At 37.3% G+C, this 16435-nt stretch carries 8 protein-coding genes; 1 reads left to right on the top strand and 7 read right to left on the bottom strand.

Annotation, left to right across the window (positions count from 1 at the left end; all coding sequences use genetic code 11):
* On the bottom strand, nt 1-1143 hold the full coding sequence (locus tag DFQ03_RS14780) for an Mrp/NBP35 family ATP-binding protein (RefSeq protein ID WP_133673997.1): 1143 nt from the start codon (nt 1141-1143) through the stop codon (nt 1-3).
* A gap of 193 nt (nt 1144-1336) precedes the next feature.
* Between DFQ03_RS14780 and DFQ03_RS14785 the strand changes: the two genes are divergently transcribed.
* Entirely contained in the window at nt 1337-3013 is a 1677-nt protein-coding gene (locus tag DFQ03_RS14785; RefSeq protein WP_133673999.1) for an amidase, read from the top strand.
* Between the two features lie 240 nt (nt 3014-3253).
* Here DFQ03_RS14785 and DFQ03_RS14790 read toward each other — a convergent pair whose 3' ends face one another.
* The 6 genes from DFQ03_RS14790 to DFQ03_RS14815 form a co-directional block, all read right to left on the bottom strand.
* Complete coding sequence (locus DFQ03_RS14790; protein WP_133674001.1) at nt 3254-3919, bottom strand: ABC transporter ATP-binding protein; 666 nt, start codon at nt 3917-3919, stop codon at nt 3254-3256.
* A gap of 67 nt (nt 3920-3986) precedes the next feature.
* On the bottom strand, nt 3987-6395 hold the full coding sequence (locus DFQ03_RS14795; RefSeq protein WP_133674003.1) for an FtsX-like permease family protein: 2409 nt from the start codon (nt 6393-6395) through the stop codon (nt 3987-3989).
* A 35-nt stretch (nt 6396-6430) separates the two neighbouring features.
* Nucleotides 6431-8821: an ABC transporter permease gene (locus tag DFQ03_RS14800; RefSeq protein ID WP_133674004.1), complete on the bottom strand. Its 2391-nt coding sequence runs from the start codon at nt 8819-8821 to the stop codon at nt 6431-6433.
* A 34-nt stretch (nt 8822-8855) separates the two neighbouring features.
* Complete coding sequence (locus DFQ03_RS14805; RefSeq protein WP_133674005.1) at nt 8856-11255, bottom strand: ABC transporter permease; 2400 nt, start codon at nt 11253-11255, stop codon at nt 8856-8858.
* Between the two features lie 254 nt (nt 11256-11509).
* Entirely contained in the window at nt 11510-13939 is a 2430-nt protein-coding gene (locus DFQ03_RS14810) for an ABC transporter permease (RefSeq protein ID WP_133674006.1), read from the bottom strand.
* A 36-nt stretch (nt 13940-13975) separates the two neighbouring features.
* Nucleotides 13976-16408 (bottom strand): ABC transporter permease, encoded by a 2433-nt coding sequence (locus tag DFQ03_RS14815; protein ID WP_133674008.1) that lies wholly within the window; start codon nt 16406-16408, stop codon nt 13976-13978.
* Between the last annotated feature and the right edge of the window lie 27 nt (nt 16409-16435).

Below are 16435 nucleotides of genomic sequence, written 5' to 3' on the forward strand. Positions count from 1 at the left end.
CTATTTTTTATTAACAGGCGAACAACCCGCCATCGTTGTAATCTTAATTGCTTCGGTAGGTGGTAGTGTTTTATTTCTAGAGACTACCTCACTAACAATATTTTTCGTCAATTCTTCAAATGCTTTTTCTACAGGTGTAGCTATTTGCAATGCTGCCGGTCTACCAACATCGCCAGCTTCACGAATACTTTGTACTAATGGCATTTCACCAAGAAAAGGCACATTCAAATCTTCTGCAAGGTGCTTGGCACCTTCTTTACCAAAAATATAATACTTATTGCCTGGCAACTCTGCAGGTGTAAAGTATGCCATATTCTCTACGATTCCCAAAACAGGTACGTTTATAGAATCTTGTTGAAACATTGCCACACCTTTTCTAGCATCGGCAAGCGCAACCTCTTGTGGCGTACTTACTACAACTGCTCCAGTTATTGGTAAGGCTTGCATAATACTTAAATGTATATCGCCTGTACCCGGTGGCAAATCGATCAACATAAAGTCTAAATCGCCCCAATGTGCATCAAAAATCATTTGATTCAATGCTTTAGAAGCCATTGGTCCTCTCCAAATTACCGCTTGATCTCGTTGAGTAAAAAAACCAATAGACAATAGTTTAACGCCATAATTTTCTACCGGCTTCATTTTAGATTTGCCGTCTACATTTACTGCAAGTGGTTTATCATTAGCAACATCGAACATTATAGGCATTGATGGACCGTAGATATCGGCATCTAATAAACCTACTTTAAAGCCCATTTTTGCCAAAGTAACTGCTAGGTTAGCCGTTACGGTAGATTTACCTACCCCACCTTTACCGGAAGCTACCGCTATTATATTAGAAATACCAGGTATGGCTTTACCTTTTATCTCATTAACTTTAGGCTTTGCAGCAGGTGCATCTACCTTAACATTGATTTTAATCTTTGCTTTTTCGTAAACCTCTCTGTGTATGATTTTTAAAATCTCTACCTCGGTCTTTTTACGTGCTTGTAGGCTTGGGTTTGCTATAGTAATATCAACCTCAACTTCATCGCCAAATATCTGTATATTGGTAACGGCACCACTTTCTACCATGTTCTTACCTTCACCAGGAACGGTAATATGTTCTAATGCCTTTAAAACGTCCTTTTTATCTATCTTCATTATATAAATTCATTCTAAACAACAAAGATAATCCTTAGATGTTAGATTATGAAGTTAGTGTATTGAAAATGAAGATGCCATTATAAACAGATCCTCTTATTGTCAGAAATTTAATTCTCAATTATTTATGATCTACAAGGAAAAATAAACTGCCTAAAAACCGTAATTTAGAATCTTGTTTAAAAATTAACTCATGTACCGACCTACCAAAAAATCAGCTTTACTGTCATTTTTTAGTCTCCTAACTATATTGCTTATTACATCTTGCTCTAGTTCTAAAAGTGAATTTTCTAAAAAAGACGTAAAAAGTTCGCAAAAGTTAATAGGTCTAGATTTTGACAAAAAATATATTGACACGCTTTACCCATATTTAAAAAGGAATAAAGAGGCATTTGACAGCCTGCGAAAATACACTTTGGATAACGATATAATTCCCGCAGTTAGGTTTGACCCTTTGCCCTTGAATTTCACTCCAAAAGCACAAACAGGATTTCCTGAATGGGAAATTCCAGATAATGTACCGCTACCAAGCAAAAAATCTGATCTTGCTTTTTACTCCATACCTCAACTGGCATCACTTATTAAAAATCAAAAAATTAGTTCTCTTGAGTTGACCGAATTCTTTATTGCTCGATTAAAAAAATATAATCCTATTTTAGAATGTACCATTACCGTAACTGAGGAAATGGCATTGGAACAAGCTAAGCTTCTAGATGCGGAACTGGCTGCTGGTAATTACCGTGGAATTTTACATGGCATACCTTACGGGGTAAAAGATTTAATGGCGGTCAAAAGTTATAAAACCACATGGGGAGCAGAACCCTACCGTAATCAACAAATTGAAATGACCGCAACCGTAGTTGAAAAATTACAGACTGCTGGCGGTATTCTAGTTGCAAAACTCGTATCTGGTTCGCTTGCCCGTGGAGATGTTTGGTTTGATGGAAAAACTAAAAACCCATGGGACACCACACAAGGTGCCACAGGATCATCAGCAGGTTCTGGATCTGCTACCTCAGCAGGATTGGTTCCTTTTTCTTTGGGTACAGAAACATTGGGTTCTATAACATCGCCCAGTAATAGAAACGGAATTACAGGATTACGACCTACATACGGTAGAGTAAGTAGACACGGGGTAATGAGCTTAAGTTGGTCTATGGACAAAGTTGGACCAATGGCGAGAAGTGCCGAAGATTGTGCTATTGTATACAGCATAATAACAGGAAAGGACCCAAAGGACGGAATGACCACAGATTACCCTGACGGATTTGAACCAAAAAAAGATTACAAATCACTAAGAATTGGATACCTAAAGAAAGATATTGAAAAAGACACTTCTTTAAGTAAAGGTAATCTTGAAAAGGCATTAAAAACTTTTCAAGAAATGGGAATAACGCTAACCGAAGTTGAATTGCCAAAAGATGTACCCTACAATAGTTTTGACATTATACTGAGAGCAGAAGCAGGTGCTTTCTTTGATGATATGGTACGTGCAGAAGAAGTAGATAAAATGGTAGAACAAACACAACGTTCACGAGCAAATTCACTTCGCCAATCACGTTTTATACCTGCAGTGGAATACATACAAGCCAACCGTCACCGACAAGTGCTTATCGAAAAAATGCAGGTTATAATGAAGGATTTTGATATTATCATCTCGCCAACCTTTGGTAATCGCCAATTGATTATAACAAACCTAACCGGACACCCTGTAATAGCAATACCCACTGGTTTAGATAAAGAAAAACATCCTACAAGTATTACTCTTGTTGGAAATCTTTACGATGAAGCCAGTATTCTTTTATTAGCAAAAGCTTTTCAAGACCAAACCGAGTTTGATGAAATGCACCCTGAAGGGTATACGGATTAGCAATTGGTTGTTAGAATATGGAATTTTGGAGTTTTGGAGTTTTGGAGTTTACTCAGAGAACTATTTATTTTCAAAAGGTTCTCGATAGTTCTACTGAGCTTAGCCGAAGTACATCCATTATTCATTTTTTTATTGAATAATGGGCACTCGAACTGACATTCTAACATTATATTCGAAAATCACATTTAAACATTTAAGTTCTCGACTACGCTCGAAGTGACATTTTATATATTTCAAAAACTAAATCTTTCTTCCGTCTAGAAGGTTGATGATTCTTGAACCATATTCAGCGTTTTTTTCTGAGTGTGTTACTTGTATGATGGTCACGCCTTCTTCTTCATTCAACTTCTTAAAAAGCTGCATAATCTCTTCACTCTGCTGAGAGTTTAGATTTCCTGTGGGTTCATCTGCAAGTATCAATTTTGGCTTTCCGATCAACGCTCTTGCCACACCAACCAATTGTTGCTGCCCTCCACTTAATTGCGCTGGAAACAAATCTTTTTTACCTACGATATTGAATCTATCCAACATATCGGCTACCAATGCTTTACGTTCAGAACCTTTTATATTTTTATATAATAATGGCATTTCTAGATTTTCCTCTACCGTAAGGTCATCCAACAAATGATAAGATTGAAATACAAAGCCGATATACTCTTTATACAGATTAGAGCGGTATTTTTCTTTTAAGGTGTGTACAGATTCGCTCAAGAAATCATACTCTCCTTCATCAAACGTATCTAGCATACCAATCACATTAAGCAATGTAGACTTCCCTGATCCTGACGGACCCATGATAGAAATAAATTCGCCTTCTTGAACTTCCAAATTAATATCCTTAAGTAAAAACACGCGTTGCCCGCCTTGCTGTACCCATTTGAATATATTTCTTAATTGTAATAACATTTTTATCTTGTGAATTAGTTGATTAGTGAAATAGTGAGTTAGCGCTTATTGGTTAAAATCTTATTTATTATTCTGTTCTTAAGCTTTTTACAGGGTTTGCTCTTGCTGCCCTTATGGTTCTTGTACCAATGGTGAGCATGGCTATTACTACGGCAATAGCACCTGCACCAGCAAAAAACCAAACACTTAGATCAATTCTATAGGTATAATTTTGCAGCCATTCCTTTAAAATATACCATGATAAGGGTGATGCTATGATAAAAGCTAATAGCACCAATTTCAAAAAATCCTTGGTTAAAATATAGGTGATGGAACCCACACTAGCACCTATAACTTTCCTTACACCTATTTCTTTGGTACGTTGTTGTACAATTAACAAAGACATTGCAAACAAGCCCATACAGCTTAAAACAATAGCAAGTAGAGAACCACTTGAAATCATTTTTGCCGTGGTTTTTTCTTGCCTAAATGTTCTATCTATATTCTCATTTAAAAAAGAACCTAAAAAATCTGCATTGGGCTCTAATTTTTTCCAAGCATTTTCTAAGGCAACAAATGAATTTGCCATATTGGTCGGGGCTACTTTTACAAATCCATAGGTAAGATCTTGTTGCCTACTCATAAAAAAGGTCATTGGCGCTATTGCCCTATCCAAGTCTTTAAAATTATAATCCTTTACCACCCCCAACACAGGATAAAAAATTCCATCCTCAATTTCCAGCTGTGAAGTTAACGGGTCTTGCTCGCCTAATTCTTTTGCCATGGACTCATTGATAACCACACCTAAACTATCCGCGGCACTTTCAAAATTTCTTCCGGCTACCATATTCAAACCAAGGGTTTGCACATATTCATGATCAACAATAAGAAAATTGGTCATAACGATACGACCTTTATACTCAAAACCGATACCGCTAGAAGATCTGCTGCCATCTTTTCCAAGTCCTAAGTTACTATCCGATCCACTTACAGAAACAATCTCTGCATTACCACTCAACTCATCGCGTAACAAATCTACCATATCATGACTGTTGCGTTTTCCGTTTAAAGGAAAAGACACAACCTGCTCTTTATCAAAGCCTAAATCTTTATTACGCATGTAATCAATTTGGCTCCATAACACCAAAGTACCCACAATCATGATGATAGCAATACTAAACTGAAATACCATTAGCACATTTCTTACTTGATTATTCCCCGAAGATTCGAGCTTTCCTTTTAACGACTGAATTGTACCTAAACGACTCATTAAGAGTGCAGGATATCCACCAACTACTACAGTAATTGCAAGAATGGACAATAATAGCCCGGCTAAAAACATGGGCGACCAAAACATACTTGATGAAATCTGCGTGTTGAACATAGATTTAAAATCATTCAAAAACACAAGACTTAATACTACACCTATGCTAATGGATATAATGAACACGAACAGGCTCTCGCTCCAAAACTGAAAAAATAGTTGCTTTTTTTGCGCACCCAAAGTTTTACGCATACCTATCTCTTTTAGACGTTTTGCAGTCTTGGCTATACTCATATTTATATAGTTAATACATGCAATGAACAAAATCAACAAGGCGACACCAAAAATTAAATAGGGTCTACTTCTACTTACCTCAACAGTTCCGTTTTTAAAACTTGCAAAATGTACATCTTTTAAAGGAACTAGCTCGAGATTTATAAAACGACCATTTTCGTCTGCAGTAGCGCCATCCCTTTTCAATCGTTCAATACCTTCGCCATAATAAAGATCTACAAACGATCTACTGCTTTGTTCAAATGATGACGCCAAAACCCCTTGTTTCAGCTCTACGAACACTTCGTGATATTGCCTATCCCACTGTTCTTTGGCTTCATTGTACTCTCTATGACTTTCAAAGCGGGCAGCAATTTGAAAGTCTAAATTACTTTGCGGCACTATATCTTTAGCTATGGCACTAACGGTAAATGGTTTTTCTTCTCCATTTACCATAAGATTGAATGTTTTTCCAACGACATCGGTTGATCCAAAAAGTTTCTGTGCTCCTTCTTCTGTAAACACTACATCGTTTAAATCTGCCAGCGGTTCTTTTTCATTTCCATGAAGTACAGGAAAACTAAACATGGAAAAAAAGTCTTGGTCCACCCAAACAATATCCATATTTACCTCTTTCTCACCAAACAATGCAAGTGTGCCGTCTTGAACCATTCTAGAAATATGCTTAACACCAGTCATTTCAGCTTCTAAAGTTGGCGCTAAAGGTGCAGCATGAACGGTACCTGCTTTGGGTCCTTTAGGTGTTTGCTCAGTTCTTACCATTTTATAAATTGATTCTCCCCGTTCATGAAAACCATCATACGACAGTTGAAACATGGCTGACATTCCCAATAAAATAGCGACGGCGCAGGCTACCGATAACCCAGTGATATTTAAACTGATATTCACCTTATCCTTAAGCAAGTTCCGCCAAGCGATTTTGAGATAATTCTTTATCATGATAAAATTATTTTGATTGATTGATGATTTTTATATTACTCCGTTCGTAAACTTTTTACCGGGTTTGCCCTAGCTGCACTTATGGCTTGAAAACTTACTGTAACCAGTGCTATAAAAAGGGCCAGAATACCGGCTAAGGCAAAAACCGTCCAGCCAATGGTAACGCGATATGCAAAATCATGTAACCAATTAGTCATTAACCAATACGCCATGGGAAACGCGATGGTAACGGCGACCAACACCAATTTAAGAAAATCCTTGGATAACATTTGTGTAATTCCCAAAACAGAAGCACCCAGCACCTTTCTTACCCCAATTTCTTTTTTACGTTGTTCTGCAGTAAAAGCTGCCAATCCAAAAAGACCTAAACAAGCAACAAAAATGGCTAAAACACAAAAGATAAGACCCATTAGTGCCGTTTTATGTTCTTGAGCGTAAAGGCGTTCCATGTTCTTGTCCAAAAAGACATACTCAAAGGCTGCATCTGTGATAACTGATTCAAAAGTTGATTTTAATTGATGCATAGTGTCCGTTAAATCTGCACTTTTAACCCGTAAAAGAACAAATGATTTAGCCTCACTTCTCCTATTATGGAATGCATAGGCCCCTATTGGTCTATGAAGGGATTCATAATTAAAATTATCCACTACGCCCATAATTCTGGCTTTTTCACCAAAGCCACCAATCAAAACCTTCTTGCCTACGGCTTCTTCTGGAGAATATCCCAGATACTCTATAGCTTTTTTGTTCAGAACAACTTCTACTAGGGTATCCCCTTCCTGTTTTACCAACGGCAATGTTTTACCTGCCAACAGGTTAAGCTTTAATAGTTCTATAACTTGAGCGTCTGAATGATTTGTACTTATTTGAGTTCCGTTTTCATCATTTTCATTTTTAAATAAGGTACGCCCGCTAACGGAAATACCAGGAAACCCCTGTGCCATTGCCACATCTGAAACCATGCTAAGCGATTTAAATTCCTTGACCAATGTTTGTTTAATGCTTGTTCCCCTAATTCCGCCTGTGGTTACAGCAATTGTATTTTCAGGCTCATAACCCAATTTTTGTTGCTGCATAAATTCTAATTGCTGGTAAATAACCGTTACGGACACAATTAAAACTACAGATGCCGCAAACTGTAATACCACTAAACCTTTCCTTAGGTTTATAACTCCCTTACCCCCTTTAGAACCTGGATTTAAAGCAGCATTTGGAGAAGATTTTGAAAGATAGAAAGCGGGGTAAGAACCGGCAACCAAAGTGGTTGTTAACCAAAAGACAACCAATCCTGTTAGCATTTCTAAACGAAATAACAAAGACATTTCTAACTCCATACCAGTTATGGTATTGAATGCCGGGAGCAACAGTGCCGAAATTCCAATTCCGATAAAAAGAGAAATTAAGGTCACTAAACCTGTTTCCGCATAAAAACGAATAACCAAACTTTTGGAGGATGCCCCTAATGTTTTATTAATACCAACATCTTTGGTACGCTTTTGGGATTTTGCCGTCATTAAATTCATATAATTGACACAGGCAATCAACAATATCAACAAGGCAAGAAATGTTAAATTTCGTATTTCCGAAATGTCACCAATATGTTTTGAGTAAGAATTTACATAACCTGCAGAAAATAAATGAACGTTTTCCAAAGGCTGCAAGGTCAAGGAAAACCACTGCCCCGCTTTGTCCACGTTTTTATCCAATACCGATTGCATTTGCAACTCCGTTGTAGCAATAGAAGCACCCGGGTCTAATTGAACATAGGTCTCAAAGCTTGAATTTCCCCAACTTGGTTCTTTAAATGCAAAAGTGGAACTAAAAGAACCAATAGCATTGAATGAAATTGAACTATTAGAAGCAAAATCCGGAAAAATTCCTACTACCTCTAGTTGATCTTCGTTGTCTACAAGAATTGTTTTCCCTATGGGGTCCTCACTTCCAAAATACCTTTTTGCCGTACTCTGGGACAGCGCTACCGTATTGGGTCTTTCCAATTCCTTATACGATCTGCCTTCTAAAATCTTAATGTTGAATATCTCAAACAATTCTGGATCACACCAGTAAAGTTCTTTTTCTAAGAAATTGGTATTACCCACCTTAACAAAAGCGGTTTCGCCAAAACCATGCTTTAAAATACGGGCCGCTTTTTTCACGGATGGTATATCTGTCTTAATTGCCGGGGCTACAGCCGCTGGTGCCGTACATAGTATTTCTTTTCCATAACTCTCATCGGTTTGAACCAAAACCCTGAAAATTTCTTCCTTATGCTCATACTCTTTATCAAAACTCCGTTCATAACTGATAAATAAAAATAAGACGATGGTAATGGCAAGACCTAAGGAGAGGCCAAGAATGTTTATTCCCGAGAACATTCTATTTGTTTTAAGACTTCGCCAAGCTATTTTTAAATTGTTATGGAACATGATTTCATTATTTTGATTGATTGATGATTTTATACTATTCCGTCCGCAAACTTTTTACCGGGTTCGCCCTTGCTGCTTTGATTGCCTGGAAGCTTACGGTAGCTATGGTTACCAACATGGCTCCCATCATGGCCAAGGCAAAAATCCACCATTTAAGAATTATCCTATAAGGATATTCCTGTAACCAACCGTTCATTATAAAGTAGGCAATGGGAACTGCAATAAAACAAGAGATGACCACCAGTTTTAAAAAATCTTTGGAAAGCATGTTCCATACATTGAAAATAGATGCCCCAAGCACCTTGCGCACTCCTATTTCTTTCTTTCTTTGTTCTGCTACGAATGAGGTCAACCCGAATAATCCTAAACAACTAATTAATATGGCAAGTGCAGTAAACACACCCGATAGTGTACCAATACGTTCTTCAGAGGCAAATTTTTCTCCATACTCACCATCAATAAAATCATACTCGAATGGTATATCCGGAAAGTGTTCCTTGAAAACATTTTCTATGGTTGTAATATTCTGAGTTGCGCTTTCGTTTGGATTTAATCGCATGTTGTAATAACTGGCATTATCATGCCTATCATACACATACACTCCTTGCTTTACCGGTTCATATGGCGATTGGGTAATCATATCTTGAACAACGCCTATAATTTTCAATGGTGGATTGGGATCTTCCTCATCATCATCTCGTAAAAACTGCCCTATAGGGTTTTCCATCCCTAAATACTTCTTTGCAGTTTCATTGATGAGTATCCCCAAGGAATCCGAAGCAAAATCTCTTGAAAAATCACGCCCTTCAACTATTTTAAGATTCAATGATTTTGCATATTCCGGAGATACTTCTGTCCACGCCAAATCCTCCTGAAATCCTTCCGGTTTACCATCCCAAACAAATCCGCCTCGGTTAGACCATATTCGGGTGGTTGGGCTACTTGAGGTCGACATTTCCACCACAGCACCAGACCCTATAAACTCCGTCCTCATTAAATCGTACTTACCATTAAAATCTTGACTAAAAGTAGGTATCTGTATTAACCCTTCCTTATCATACCCAACAGGACGATTTTTTGCAAAATTGATTTGTTGCATTACAATCACCGTACCGATTATAAATGCCACGGAAACTGTAAACTGTACGACTACCAATATTTTTCTGGGCAAGCCAGCATATTTTCCAGTTTTAAAGGTGCCTTTTAGCACATCAACAGGTTTAAAAGAAGAAAGGTATAATGCAGGATAACTACCTGCCAGCAATGCCGTAAACAAAATGAAAATCAGTGAAGCGCCCCAGAACAATCCGTTACCCCAAGGGAATACAATTTCTTTTCTAGAAAGGTCGTTAAAGCCGTTCAACGATAAGAGTACCAATAAAATTGCCACAATAAATGCAAATAACACCACGATGAAGGATTCACTTAAAAACTGATAGATCAACTGACCTCTCTGCGAACCAATCGATTTGCGAATACCTACTTCTTTACCACGTTTCTCTGACCGTGCAGTACTTAAGTTCATGAAATTGATACATGCCAATAACAACACAAATGCACCAATAATACCAAAGAGCCAAACATACTTTATACGCCCACCTTCTTGTTTGCCATTTTCAAAACTGCTACGCAAATACCAGTCTTTCATAGGAAACAGAAATATCTGCGGATTAAACTGAGCCGTATCTTCGTTTAAATCTTTTTTTACGTTTTTTATTCTATCCGTTACTTGTTCAATAGTAGTGTTGTCTGCCAACTCCACAAACATTTGAAAGGAGTTGTTCCCCCAAGAATCCTCCGCGTTCTTAATCCACTCATTAACTGCCAAATACTTTTCCCAAGGAATGATAAATTCTGTATCATTAAAGGAATTATTTACCGGTATATCACTATACACCGCGCTTACATTCAGCTTATGTTCGTTGCTAACGGTTACCGTTTTACCTATTGGGTCTTCACTACCAAATAAAGCATCTGCAGTAGACTGGGACAACATTATAGAATTGATTTCCCTTAGTCCGTCTTTTTCTCCTTTTATGATATTTAATCCAAATAACTCAGGACCCGCTTGCTGCATATAATTACCAGGTCTGGATATGCTTTTATCACCATATTTTAAGTAATGGTCGTTGGTCCAAGAGCACATGATCAGGTGCTTAAAATTATCGCTATAACCGTCTCTTAGCGCTTTTTCCAAAGGTCTAGGTATTGCAGGACCCGTACCTGTTTCGCCATTAAAAGTTTGCGATTGAAATACTTGTGCTATACTATCCTTGTTCTTAAAATAGCTGTTATACGTAAGTTCGTCTTGGATCCACAGCCCTATGATTAAGGTAACTGCCATTCCCAAAGCTAGACCTCCAACATTGATAATGGTATATCCTTTGTTCTTTAGAAGATTTCGCCAGGCTATTTTCAGATAGTTTTTAAACATGATCGTTCGTTTTTTGATTGATGTTTAGTCGGTACTAAACAGTGATTGTTGATTGATGACCATAAATTTAAACCTAAATTCATGCCACACTACTAATACATTGTTTATCAATTGTTTACAATAAAACACATAAATTAATATGTAAAATAATTTGACAACAGTTGTACAATATATTTACAAAGACTGCTTAAAAATGAGAATGTTACACCATTCTAATCAATGGAAAAACAAGTTTTGAACATTCATTTCAAAAATTACTCTGAGCGCAAGCTTTTTACGGGATTTGCTGCTGCTGATTTTAATGATTGCAGTCCCACGGTCAAAAATGTAATCACCATAACAAGTACACCACTTGCTAAAAACACCCACCACTTAATTTCAATACGATACGTAAAACCCTCTAACCATCTAGAGATAAAATAATAGGCTATTGGTGATGCAAGAACAAAAGCTATGAGTACCAGTTTAATAAAGTCCTTCGTTAGTAATTTAACTACAGACTGTACACTTGCGCCCAATACTTTGCGTACACCTATTTCTTTTTTCTTTTGCTCTGCTACATATGAGATAAGTCCAAATAAGCCCAAACAGCTTATGAATATTGCCAAAATGGTAAATCCTACAGAGATAAACCCTAAACGCTTTTCTTCTTCGTATAACTTTTCTACTTCTTTATCTACAAATCGATAATCAAAAGGAATATTATTTACTGCTGATTTCCATTGTTGCTCTAGTCCTTGTAGCAACTGACCATAATTATCTGTTTTTGTTTTTATAACCACCCAGTTTGGTTCCGTCTCCTTGTGTAAAAACAATGGTTGTATCTCTTCTTTTAACGAAGCAAAATGATAATTTTTTACTACCCCTATAATTCGTAATTCGTCAATTTCATCGCCATAACTTTGCATCAAGGTGGCACTTAACGCATTTTCAATATCAATATTAAAAGCTTTTAACGTAGCCTCGTTCACTATGATCTGGTCTACGGTATCGGCAGCACTAAAATCCCTACCTTTCAACAATTCTATACCCATGGTGTTAAAATAGCCATCGCTAACACCATTACGTTTTACCACTGTTTTATTTTCCTTATTTCCGCCAGGCAAGTAAAATCCGTTATCTGCCAATATAATTTCCGATGGCGAATAATTTCCACTTGAAACTTGCAATACGCCCGGTACTTTTAAAAACGATGCTTTTAAAGATTCAAACTTTTTAGATGATTCTTCGGTCCCTACCCGCAATGCTAAAAGGTTATCTTTTTTATACCCTAAATCTTTGGTTTGGGCATATTTAAACTGTTGACCTATAATAATTACCGTGCTTATTAAACATATAGAAATTACAAATTGAAATACCACCAAAGCCTTTCTAAACGTACCGCTACCAGATTGTAAAATAGCCGAACTTTTTAATGCTTTCACTGGTTTAATCGAGGATAAAACAATGGCAGGATATATACCGGAAGCCAATCCTGTTACTACACCAATAGCTAGTAAGATTACTACAATATGCCATTGATATAAGTTTATATAGCTCAATGATTCTTGAGTAATATCATTTACCAAGGGTAAAAGCAATATAACAATAGGAATACTTAATAGCATCGCAAAAATGGACAATAACAATGACTCGCCCAAAAACTGCCTCATTAATGCATTTTTACCTGCACCGACTACTTTTCTAACTCCAATTTCACGTGCCCTTTTGCTTGCTCTAGCCGTACTTAGATTTATAAAATTAATACAGGCTACCAATTGTATAAAGAATGCCAAACTCAGCAAAAAATAAAGGTATGTACTATTAGATACACGGTCTAGCTGATTTTTTCTACCATTTGAATATAAGTGAATGTCAGTCACCTTTGTTAGTTCTAGTGTCTTGTTGCTCATGCCAGCATCACGCAAATCTTGTGCACCCCTATCTTCCATGAATTGGGGCATTTTCTTTTGCAAGCCAACATCACTACTATTAGGTCTTAGCTTGACATAACTGTACACAAAATTATTGGTGGCAAAGCTTTGAAAATTTTGCACAAAAGTTCCCATTCCCGGGGTACTCATACTTACAATATAACTAGGATTAAAATGCGTTTTATATGCCTTTTCATGATACACGCCTTTTACCGTAAGGGTTAACGCATCATCGCCACTGCCCCAAACCACAGTTTTGTCTAAGGGACTGGAGTTACCGAATAATTTATTGGATATATAAGATGAAAGTACAACTGCATTTGGCTCGTCTAAAGCCGTTTTTACATCACCCTCCAGTATTTTAAAATTAAATACCTTAAAAAAAGTTGAATCTGCCAGATATACCCTTGGCTCGTAATATGCATCTTCACTATTTGCAGCTCTAATCAGCGGGCTGTAAAAAACATCGGTCAGTACTACCCTCGTTGCTTCTTCTACCTCAGCAAAATCATCTTTTAATGCAAATGCTATTGGTGGAGACGAGGTAGCGGAATCAAAAGATTCTTGACCATCACGCTCAATAATTGTCTCAACACGATAAATAGATGCCGCCTCATTATGGTGCTGATCATATCCTAACTGTGCAAAAACATACAGGAGAATTACCAAACAACTAACAGTACCCAGCGTAAGACCTAAAAGATTTATGATTGTTTGCTGTTTGTTTTTTAATAAATTTCGCCAAGCTATTTTGATGTAATTCTTTATCATGATATTTTTTTGATTGATGAAGATTGATGTTCTTTTTTACTCCGATCGTAAACTTTTTACCGGGTTTACAATTGCCGCTTTTATACTTTGGTAGCTTACTGTTACAATTGCTACGATAATGGCAAGAATAGCTGCCAGCAAGAATACGCCAATACCCATATCTATCCGGTACGAGAAATCTTCAAGCCATTTATTCATGGCAAACCAGCCTATGGGTAGGGAGATTAAAATAGCCACCCCAACCAATTTTAAGAAGTCTACCGTAAGTCGGTAAGAAATTTGACTTACAGTAGCTCCCAACACTTTTCTAACACCGATTTCTTTTGTTCGTTTTTCGGCATTAAAGGCAGCTAATCCAAATAATCCCAAACAAGCAATAAAAATGGACAGCATAGTAAAAATGAAAAATATCTGACTCAGTTTTTGTTCGGCTTCGTAAGTGGTGTTAAAGGCTTCATCCATAAACCGATAATCAAAAGGTTGACCAGGCGCCATGGTGTTCCACGTATTTTCTATCGCAGCAATATTATTGGCATAATTTCCACCACTCATTCTTACCGCCATGTTCTGTGCATTTGAATTCAAATGCATTCCCAAAGCGCCTATATTCGTTCTTAACGTTCTATAATGAAAGTCTTTGACCACTCCAATTATGGTATAGTAGGCAGGATTTTCTTGATCCATTTCCTCGGATATACGCATGCCTAAAGCTTCTTCTGCCGTAACATTTAAAATAGGCAGCGTAGCTTCATTGATAATAATTGCTGTAGAGTCTGATGCATAGGCGGAATTAAAATCACGACCGGCAACCAGTTCCATTTCCATAGTTTTTAGATAATCTGTATCTACATCCCACTCTTGCATTTGAATGGCACTTTCTTGATCTCTAGAACCTTCTTCAAAGAACGAAGTATCTGACCGCCAAGATGGCGTTGGATAATAATTGCTCAACGTAGCACTCTCTACAAAACTCATATTAGCAATCTGTTCTTTAAAAGCCTTGGTTTTGGACCCTAATGCACCCAATTCATTTATTAGCAATACTTGGTCCTTGGAGAAGCCCAAATCTTTATTCTGTATGTAATTCAATTGCTGAAATACTACCAAGGTGCTGATAATAAGAAATACCGAAATTGAAAATTGAAAAATTACCAAGGCATTACGTACCCTACCATTGCCCACACTTTCAGAACTGTTACCTTTTAACGTTTTAACAGGTGTAAACCTCGACATAAAAAACGCAGGATAACTTCCTGACAACAGCCCAAGTAACATAGTTGCCCCCAATAACGCCAACCAGAATAAGGGCTGCGTAAACGGAATTTCAATTGATTTGCCTGTAAAGCCATTGAAAAACGGCAAGGCTACCAGTGTAATCAATAGTGCAGCTAACAAAGACACAAATGCAATTAATCCTGATTCGGTTAAAAATTGAAAGACCAAATTCAGTTTATTTGAGCCCAAGGTTTTTCGCACCCCTACTTCTTTAGCTCTCTTTAACGAATGAGCCGTAGACAAATTCATAAAATTAACACTTGCCAAAATGATCAAGAACAACCCGATAAATGAAAGAATATAAATATTCTGAATACTGCTCGTTGCACTCATTTCTGAGTTTTTATCCGAATGCAAATGAATATCGGTCAATGCCATGGTATGGTACCGAATATAATTACCCGATGCCGCAAACGACTCCGCCGTCATCCCCGGAAAATATTTTTGTGCCCATGGTAACATGTAGCGCTCTAACATGTCTTGCAAGGGTCCTTGAAAATCTTCTACCGATGCTCCCGGTATTAGTTTTATAAACGTAAAATAATTATTTCCGCCCCAATTATCTTCTCTTGATGCCACGTTGCCCGCCATTGCCAAAAAAACACTGTAATCATTGAAATAGGAATTTTTGGGCATGTCTTCTATTACCCCCGTTACCGTATACGTATCTGTATTATCCAACAGTAGATTCTGACCAATGACATCTGTAGCACCAAAATGTTTCTCCGCGGCAGTTTTGGTCAACACTAAGGAGTTGGTACCCGTTAATGCTGTTTTTGCATTACCTGCGAGCAACTCTATTCCAAAGAATTCAAACATTGTAGAATCGACATAGGTGATTTGGTTTTCTTTGGCACTTCTGTTTCCCCCTTCTTTTTTCACATACGCACTGCCTATGGTTCTGAATCGAACAGTAGATTCTACTTGTGGATAATCTCTTTTTAAGGTTTCTGCCATTGGAGCTGCAGCTTCACCTGCCTTGATTTCCGCTCCGCCAAATTTGATATCAGAATCTATGCGATAAATTCTATCTGCATCGGCAAACATTTTATCATAACTAAGTTCGTCATAGATGTATAAAGATATTATTAATGCTCCAGCCATACCAATGGCTAATCCGAATGTATTTAGAAAAGTGAAAAAGGCTTGCTTTTTTAAACTCCTCCAGGCGATTTTTAAATAGTTTTTAAACATGGTTCTAGTTTTTAGTCCTCCCCCTAC

Origin of the sequence: Maribacter caenipelagi (assembly GCF_004364175.1) — a bacterium.
GTDB classification, from domain to species: Bacteria; Bacteroidota; Bacteroidia; order Flavobacteriales; family Flavobacteriaceae; genus Maribacter; species Maribacter caenipelagi.

Bases quoted from the DNA above. Each gene is read 5' to 3' on its own strand.
- DFQ03_RS14780 (WP_133673997.1), bottom strand. From the start codon at position 1,143: ATGAAGATAGATAAAAAGGACGTTTTAAAGGCATTAGAACATATTACC.
- DFQ03_RS14785 (WP_133673999.1), top strand. From the start codon at position 1,337: ATGTACCGACCTACCAAAAAATCAGCTTTACTGTCATTTTTTAGTCTC.
- DFQ03_RS14790 (WP_133674001.1), bottom strand. From the start codon at position 3,919: ATGTTATTACAATTAAGAAATATATTCAAATGGGTACAGCAAGGCGGG.
- DFQ03_RS14795 (WP_133674003.1), bottom strand. From the start codon at position 6,395: ATGATAAAGAATTATCTCAAAATCGCTTGGCGGAACTTGCTTAAGGAT.
- DFQ03_RS14800 (WP_133674004.1), bottom strand. From the start codon at position 8,821: ATGTTCCATAACAATTTAAAAATAGCTTGGCGAAGTCTTAAAACAAAT.
- DFQ03_RS14805 (WP_133674005.1), bottom strand. From the start codon at position 11,255: ATGTTTAAAAACTATCTGAAAATAGCCTGGCGAAATCTTCTAAAGAAC.
- DFQ03_RS14810 (WP_133674006.1), bottom strand. From the start codon at position 13,939: ATGATAAAGAATTACATCAAAATAGCTTGGCGAAATTTATTAAAAAAC.
- DFQ03_RS14815 (WP_133674008.1), bottom strand. From the start codon at position 16,408: ATGTTTAAAAACTATTTAAAAATCGCCTGGAGGAGTTTAAAAAAGCAA.